Raw genomic sequence first — 8,329 nt, 5'->3', positions numbered from 1 at the left:
CTTCGCAAAATGCAATTATCTGTTTATTTTTCATATTTTAATCAAAAGGGTTTGATCTATTTTTAGGAATCTGTATTTATTAAGCGATCAATTTTGTAACCTTAAGTTAAGTATGGAATAAAGAAAATATTCTTGTTAATGGTAATTATACGCCTGTTTTTAATTATTTTCTACGTGACTTAAACTATAATAGAAGAACTAGTACCTGTTAGGGTAAATATATTATGGAATTCAAATCTTTACCTGAGTTTATTTCATACTTAGAAGAAAAAAACTTATTAAAACGTATTAAGTTAGAAGTAGATTCACACTTAGAAATTACAGAAATTGCAGATCGCACCCTCAGAGCAAAAGGACCTGCTTTATTATTTGAGAATGTTAAAAATAGTAAAATGCCGGTCTTAGCTAATCTTTTTGGCACAGAAGAAAGAATAGCCTTAGCTATGGGTTTACATGATACAAGTGAATTAGCTAAGTTTGGTGAACTTCTAGCAAAACTAAAAGAACCTGAGCCTCCTGAAGGTTTTAAAGATGCTATTGCAAAATTTGGTATTTATAAGAACATTTTACACATGCGCATTAAAGAAAAATCGCGTGGCGAATGTCAAAAAATTATCTACCAAGATGAGCAAGTAGATCTTGATCAATTACCTATTATGCACTGCTGGCCTCAAGATGCAGCACCTCTTGTAACTTGGGGATTAGTTGTTACTAAAGGTCCGTATAAAAAAAGACAAAATCTTGGGATTTACCGCATGCAAAAACTTGCTAAAAACAAGTTAATTATGCGTTGGTTATCTCATCGTGGTGGGGCTATTGATTTTCAAGAATGGTGTGCCAAACAACCAGGAGAAAAATTTCCAGTTTCAGTTGTAATTGGAACTGATCCCGCTACAATTATCGCGGCAGTTACACCAATCCCTGATACTTTATCTGAATATGCATTTGCAGGCTTATTACGTCAAAATCCTACAGAAGTAGTAAAATGCCTAACAAATGATTTACAAGTACCATCGAATGCTGAAATTGTCTTAGAAGGATATATAGATCCAGCAGAAACGGCAGTCGAAGGACCATTTGGGGATCATACTGGTTACTATAACGAACAAGAAGTTTTTCCTGTTTTTACAGTTACCAGAATTACCACTAAAGAAAACCCGATTTATCATTCAACCTATACAGGTCGTCCACCAGATGAACCTGCTATTTTAGGAGTTGCGCTAAACCACGTATTTACACCTATTATTCGTAAGCAATTCCCAGAAATCGTGGACTTTTATCTACCACCTGAAGGTTGTTCTTACCGTTTAGCGGTTGTTACAATTAAAAAAGAATATCCAGGGCATGCTAAGCGCGTGATGTTTGGAGTATGGTCGTATTTACGACAATTTATGTATACTAAATACGTAATTATTTGTGATGACGATATTAATGCCCGTTCATGGGATGATGTGATTTGGGCAATCACTACACGAACAGATCCTGAACGTGATTTTACCTTTATCAAGAATACACCTATCGATTATTTAGATTTTGCTTCTCCAGTTTCTGGATTAGGTTCTAAAGTTGGTATTGATGCTACTAATAAATGGCAAGGAGAAACCCAACGCGAATGGGGCATTCCTATTATTCAAGATCCAGCAGTGAAGCAAAAAATCGATGATCTGTGGGAGCAACTAGATATTATGTAAAAAATTTGCTTTTTAAGTTACACTAGTGTATAATTTGCATAAAATTTTTCTATATGAAAGATAATATGTAGATCATATATAACCTTTCTAATATAGTGCTGTTTATACAGCACTATATTTTTATATATACCTCCAGATTTATCTTGCCTTTTCTGATTTAACCATAGGATCATTATGTTACGTATTAAATATGAAGGAATTACATTTGACGATGTACTAATTATTCCACGTGCGTCGCAAGTGCTACCAAACACAGCTAATTTAGAATCTAAATTAACTAAAAACATTTCTTTAAAATTACCTATTGTTTCTGCAGCAATGGATACTGTAACAGAAAATGAATTAGCAACAGCTTTAGCCTTAATTGGTGGTGTAGGCTTTATTCATAAAAATATGGCAGTTGCAGATCAGGCGCAACAAGTAAAACTTGTAAAATCAGTACAAGTTAACTTAGATCAATATCCTAATGCTAACCTTGATAAACAAGGTAAACTTATTGTAGGTGCTGCAATTGGTGCTGGCGCTGGTAATGAAGAACGCATTAAAGCTTTAGTTGAAGCCGGTGTTGACGTAATTCTTATTGACTCATCACACGGTCATTCTCAAGGCGTTGTTGAACGTGTACGCGCGACGCGTCAAGCTTATCCTGATTTAGAAATTATTGCAGGTAACGTAGCTACAGCAGAAGGTGCTATTGCTTTAGCAGAAGCTGGAGCTTCAGCTGTTAAAGTTGGTATTGGTCCAGGATCAATCTGTACAACTCGTATTGTAACAGGTTGCGGTGTACCTCAACTTTCAGCAATTGATAGTGCTGTTTCAGCTCTAAAAGGTCGCGATATCCCTGTAATTGCTGATGGTGGTATTCGTTATTCAGGTGATATTGTTAAAGCTTTAGTTGCTGGTGCGCACTCAGTAATGTTAGGTTCTATTTTAGGTGCTACTGAAGAATCTCCGGGTGAGAAATTTGAAGTAAATGGTCAAAGATACAAATCTTACCGTGGCATGGGATCATTAGCAGCTATGTCAAAAGGTTCATCAGATCGTTACTTCCAATCAGATAATGCTGCTGATAAATTAGTACCTGAAGGTGTTGAAGGTCAAGTTCCAGTTAAAGGTACTGTTGCCTTTATCGTTCATCAACTAGTTGGTGGTATTCGTTCGGCAATGGGATTAACTGGTTGTGCAACTATTGAACAACTACGTACTGAACCTGAATTTGTAAAAATTAGTGCGGCTACTTTAAGTGAAAATCACGTTCATGGTGTAACCATGCAAAAAGTACCAACTAACTACTCAACTAAATAATAGTTGTTTCTTTAAATTTAGCTTTTATCTTCTTGAACTCGCTAATAGTGTATACTATTAGCGATTTATAACAACTAAGTAAATTTACATTCTATGTCGCACAGCATCTATAACGATAAGATTTTAATCTTAGATTTCGGTTCACAATATACGCAATTGATTGCAAGACGTATTCGTGAACTTGGTGTTTATTGTGAATTAGTATCTTGGGATATTGACGAACAATTTATTAAAGATTTTAATCCGCGCGGAATTATTTTAAGTGGTGGTCCAGAATCTACTACTGAAGCAAATAGTCCTAGAGCTCCTCAAATTGTTTTTGAATTAGGAATTCCAGTATTTGGTATTTGTTATGGTTTACAAACCATGATGGTACAATTTGGTGGTCAAGTATGTTCATCTGAACATAAAGAATTTGGTTATGCTAAAGTAGATTTACTTACTGAAAGTAAATTATTAGCAGGCATTAATGACTTCCCAGAAGAACAAAACGCTGGTTTAAAAGTGTGGATGAGTCATGGTGACAAAGTTACAACTTTAGCACCTAACTTTAAATTAGTTGCACAAACTAATACTTGTCCAATTTGTATTGTTGAGCACAATGATAAACCATTCTACGGTGTACAATTCCACCCTGAAGTAACCCATACTGTTTCAGGTATGGAAATCCTAAGAAACTTTGTTATTAACATTTGTAACTGTAAAGCTGAATGGACACCAAGCAATATTATTGCGACTACAGTGGAACAAATTAAAGCAAAAGTTGGTAATGAAAAAGTAATTTTAGGTTTATCAGGCGGTGTTGATTCATCTGTAGCAGCTTTATTAATTCATAAAGCAATTGGTGCTAACTTACACTGTATCTTTATCGATAACGGCTTACTACGTTTAAACGAAGGTGACCAAGTAATGGAAATGTTTACTGGTAAATTCGATTTAAATGTAAAACGCATTGATGCAGAAGATCGTTTCTTAAGTGCTTTAGCAGGTATTGAAGATCCTGAACAAAAACGTAAGACCATTGGTCGCGTGTTTGTTGAGATTTTCGATGAACAAGCAAGTAAAATTAGCGACGCTAAATGGTTAGCACAAGGTACTATTTACCCTGATGTTATTGAATCTGCAGGTGCTAAAACTGGTAAAGCCCACGTTATTAAATCACACCATAACGTAGGTGGTTTACCTAAAGAAATGAAACTTGGCTTAGTTGAACCTTTAAACCAATTATTTAAAGACGAAGTGCGTCGTATTGGTCTAGAGTTAGGCTTACCAAAAGAAATGCTTGAACGTCATCCTTTCCCAGGTCCTGGTTTAGGTGTACGCGTTCTAGGTGAAGTGAAAAAAGAATATTGTGATATCTTACGTAAAGCTGACGCTATTTTTATGGAAGAATTACATAAAGCTGGTCTATATTACGAAGTATCACAAGCATTTACAGTATTCTTACCTATTAAATCTGTTGGGGTAATGGGTGATGGTCGTAAATATAGTTGGGTACTGTCATTACGTGCTGTACAAACTATTGACTTTATGACTGCTCACTGGGCACACTTACCATATGACTTCTTAGGCTTAGTATCTAATCGTATTATCAACGAAATCGATAACGTAAGTCGTGTTGTATATGACGTAAGTGGTAAACCACCTTCAACTATTGAGTGGGAATAATATTTAATAAAAATGGCTTAAATCATTTATTGGTTAAGCCATTTTTGCGTTTTAAGCTGAAAAAACACGCTTTTGTCCCAATTTTGATATAATGATGGGGTAAAAATTATCTCTAACCCCCATTTTCTTTAAGTCTATATTGTATAGAACATTTGTATCAACAATATGACTTAACCAACTCTTAGTAAATTTAATAGGTATTGTAAATGAAATTAGCATTTGTATTTCCAGGGCAAGGCTCACAATCTGTGGGAATGTTAAAAGACCTAGCCGAAAAATATCCAGAAGTACAAGAATACTATGCACAAGCTTCAAACGTTCTTGGTTATGATCTTTGGGACGTTGTGCAAAATAATGCAGAAAAATTAGGTAACACAGAAGTAACTCAACCTGCATTATTAACTGCAAGCTACGCTATCTATCAAATTATTCGTAAAGAATATCCTAACTTAAAACCAGAATATATGGCTGGTCATAGTTTAGGTGAATACTCTGCATTAACTTGTGCAGGTGTGCTAAACTTTACCGATGCTGTTAAATTAGTACAATTACGTGGCAAATACATGCAAGAAGCTGTACAAGATGGCGGTGCAATGTATGCTATTTTAGGTTTAGATGATCAAACTGTAATTGACGTTTGTCAACAAGTAGCTCAACAAACTGGTGAAGTTATTTCAGCGGTAAACTTCAACTGTCCAGGTCAAGTAGTGATCGCAGGTACTAAAACTGCAGCAGCTAGTGCATCTGAAGCTTTAAAAGCAGCTGGTGCTAAACGTGCAGTAGAGTTAGCTGTATCAGCACCTTCTCACTGTGTACTTATGCAACCTGCTGCTGACAACATGTTAACAGTGTTAGAAAATACTGAATTTAATCCTGCTAATGTACCAGTAGTACATAATACAGATTTATCTGTATCTAGCAGTAAAGAACAATATATTGATGCTTTAATTAAACAATTAGTTGGTCCAGTACTTTGGACACAAACTGTTGAAAAATTAGTAAACGAAAATGGGGTTACACACTTTATTGAAGTTGGACCTAATAAAGTGTTAACCGGTTTACAAGGCAAAATTACTAAAGACGCTAGCTGTCAAGCAGTTAACACTATTGAGAGCTTAGCTAAACTAGCAGAATTAAATTAATATTTAAAGGATTATATTTATGTCAAAAGTAGCTCTAGTAACTGGTGCTTCTCGTGGTATCGGTCAAGCTATCGCTAAAGAATTAGCAGCTCGCGGTTATACTGTAGTTGGTACAGCTACAACTGAAAGCGGTGCTGCAAAAATCAGTGAATACTTAGGTGCTAATGGTACTGGTATGGTACTTAATGTTACTTCAAAAGATTCACAAAAAGAAGTATTAGCTGCAATCAAAGAAAAATTTGGTGATGTTGATATTCTAGTAAACAATGCTGGTATTACTAGAGATAAACTTTTAATGCGTTTATCAGACCAAGATTGGGACGATATCATTAATACCAACTTAACTCCGATTTTCCAATTAAGCCAAGCTGTAATGCGTCCAATGATGAAAAAAGGCTTTGGTCGTATTGTTAACATTGGTTCGGTTGTTGGTTCAATGGGTAACTTAGGTCAAGCTAACTACTCAGCTGCTAAAGCTGCAGTTATTGGTTTTACAAAATCAATGAGCTTAGAAGTTGCTGCTAAAGGTGTTACCGTAAACGTTGTTGCTCCAGGTTTTATTGAAACTGATATGACCGATGTTTTAAGTGATGACATTAAAACAGCTCTTTTAGACAAAATCCCAGCGAAAAAATTAGGTCAACCTGAAGATATTGCTAAAGCTGTAGCTTTCTTAGTATCTGATGACGCACAATATATCACCGGTCATACGTTACACGTAAACGGTGGCATGTATCAAGCATAATTTAGCAAATTGAGAGTTTTAGTTTAATCATTTACTAACTTAGTGATTATTAACTTATTATTTTAGTGGCAAGGTTATCAAATTTATCTAGTCTTGTGCTATAATATAACTCGAGTAAAAAATGCAGATTATGCATTCATAAAATAGGTTTTATAAATTGCCCTTTCATGTTATTATGGGCAATCAGATTATAAAAATTAAGGTTATACCTTTACAGGATCAAAGTAAAAATGACTATTGAATCACAAATTAAAAAAGTAATTGCAGATCAATTAAACATTACTGATTTAGATCGTATCACTCCAGAAGCTTCTTTCACTGAAGATTTAGGTGCTGACTCTTTAGATACTGTTGAATTAGTTATCGCTTTAGAAGAAGAGTTCGACATTTCTATCCCTGACGAAGAAGCAGAAAAAATCACAACTGTTCAATCAGCAATTGATTACATCACTGCTCACGCTAAATAGTTGTAACTCTACAAAATAATAAGTTAGCGGTCAATAAGATTGACCGCTTTCTCTTTATTATCCTAAGTATATATTGGAGCTCTTAATGACTAAAAGAAGAGTAGTTGTAACTGGTATGGGGATGTTAAGCCCATTAGGTAACAACGTACAAGAAAACTGGGACAATGCACTAGCTGGAAAAAGTGGTGTTCGTCTAATTGAGCATTTCGATACAACAAACTTTAGTACTAAATTTGCTGGTTTAGTTGAAAACTTCGATGCTGATTCTGTTGTAGATGCTAAAGAACAACGTAAAATGGATTTATTTATCCAATACGCTCTTTACGCAGGTAAACAAGCATTAGAAGATGCTGGTTTAATTGATGAATTAGATAAATTAGATTTAACACGCTTTGGTGTTGCTGTAGGATCTGGTATTGGTGGTTTAGGTTATATCGAACAAAACGCTAAATCATTATTCGAAAAAGGTCCAAGAAGAATTTCTCCATTCTTCATTGCTTCAGCAATTACTAACATGGCAGCTGGTCATTTATCAATCCGTTACAAATTACGCGGACCAAATATTGCAATTACTACAGCATGTACAACTGGTACTCACAACATCGGTTTAGCTGCTAAAATGATTGCGTACGGTGATGCTGACTTAATGTTAGCAGGTGGTGCGGAAAAAGCTTCTACCCAATTAGGTATTGGTGGTTTCGGCATTATGCACGCATTATCTAGCCGTAACGATAATCCTCAAGCTGCTTCAAGACCATGGGACAAAGATCGTGATGGTTTTGTTTTAGGTGATGGTGCTGGAGTATTAGTACTAGAATCTTTAGATTCAGCTTTAGCACGTGGTGCTAAAATTTATGCTGAAGTAGTTGGTTTCGGTATGTCTGGTGACGGTTACCACATGACTTCACCTCCAGAAAATGGTGAAGGCGCGCAATTAGCTATGGAAAATGCTATTCGCGATGCTGGTATTGAACCTTCAATGATCGATTACGTAAACGCGCACGGTACTTCAACTCCAGTAGGTGACGTAGCTGAAATCAAAGCTATTCAAACAGTATTAGGTAAAGGTGACTACGTAGTTACTTCTACTAAATCAATGACAGGTCACTTATTAGGTGCTGCTGGTGCAATCGAAAGTATTTACTCTGTGCTTTCATGTTTACACGATGTAATCCCACCAACAATTAATCTAGATAATCTAGAAGATGGTATTGAATGTAATATTGCTGCAAACCAAAAAGTTAATAAAGTTGTAAATTACGCTCTAAATAATAACTTTGGTTTTGGTGGTACTAACGCTTCAGTTATCTT

The 8,329-nt window shown here is 35.4% G+C and carries 7 protein-coding genes; all 7 read left to right on the top strand.

The window, feature by feature from the left end; all coding sequences use genetic code 11:
• Positions 1–224: 224 nt before the first annotated feature.
• Complete coding sequence (gene ubiD / locus CKF58_RS06790; protein WP_119532272.1) at positions 225–1,691, top strand: 4-hydroxy-3-polyprenylbenzoate decarboxylase; 1,467 nt, start codon at positions 225–227, stop codon at positions 1,689–1,691.
• A 174-nt stretch (positions 1,692–1,865) separates the two neighbouring features.
• Positions 1,866–2,996 carry an IMP dehydrogenase gene (gene guaB / locus CKF58_RS06785; RefSeq protein ID WP_119532270.1) on the top strand — a complete coding sequence of 377 codons (1,131 nt, stop codon included), beginning with the start codon at positions 1,866–1,868 and terminating at the stop codon, positions 2,994–2,996.
• Positions 2,997–3,089: 93 nt separating this feature from the next.
• Positions 3,090–4,664, top strand: a complete 1,575-nt coding sequence (gene guaA, locus CKF58_RS06780) for a glutamine-hydrolyzing GMP synthase (protein WP_119532268.1) — start codon at positions 3,090–3,092, stop codon at positions 4,662–4,664.
• Positions 4,665–4,870: 206 nt separating this feature from the next.
• Positions 4,871–5,806 (top strand): ACP S-malonyltransferase, encoded by a 936-nt coding sequence (gene fabD, locus CKF58_RS06775; protein ID WP_119532266.1) that lies wholly within the window; start codon positions 4,871–4,873, stop codon positions 5,804–5,806.
• A 19-nt stretch (positions 5,807–5,825) separates the two neighbouring features.
• Complete coding sequence (gene fabG / locus CKF58_RS06770) at positions 5,826–6,551, top strand: 3-oxoacyl-ACP reductase FabG (protein WP_119532264.1); 726 nt, start codon at positions 5,826–5,828, stop codon at positions 6,549–6,551.
• Between the two features lie 230 nt (positions 6,552–6,781).
• On the top strand, positions 6,782–7,018 hold the full coding sequence (acpP, locus tag CKF58_RS06765; RefSeq protein ID WP_119532262.1) for an acyl carrier protein: 237 nt from the start codon (positions 6,782–6,784) through the stop codon (positions 7,016–7,018).
• Positions 7,019–7,103: 85 nt separating this feature from the next.
• Positions 7,104–8,329: beta-ketoacyl-ACP synthase II (gene fabF, locus CKF58_RS06760; protein WP_119532260.1), on the top strand; the 1,226-nt coding region annotated here is incomplete at its 3' end.

The sequence above is a fragment of the Psittacicella hinzii genome, assembly GCF_003585935.1.
Lineage (GTDB): Bacteria > Pseudomonadota > Gammaproteobacteria > Enterobacterales > Psittacicellaceae > Psittacicella > Psittacicella hinzii.
This window is presented reverse-complemented; position numbering and strand designations above follow the sequence as displayed.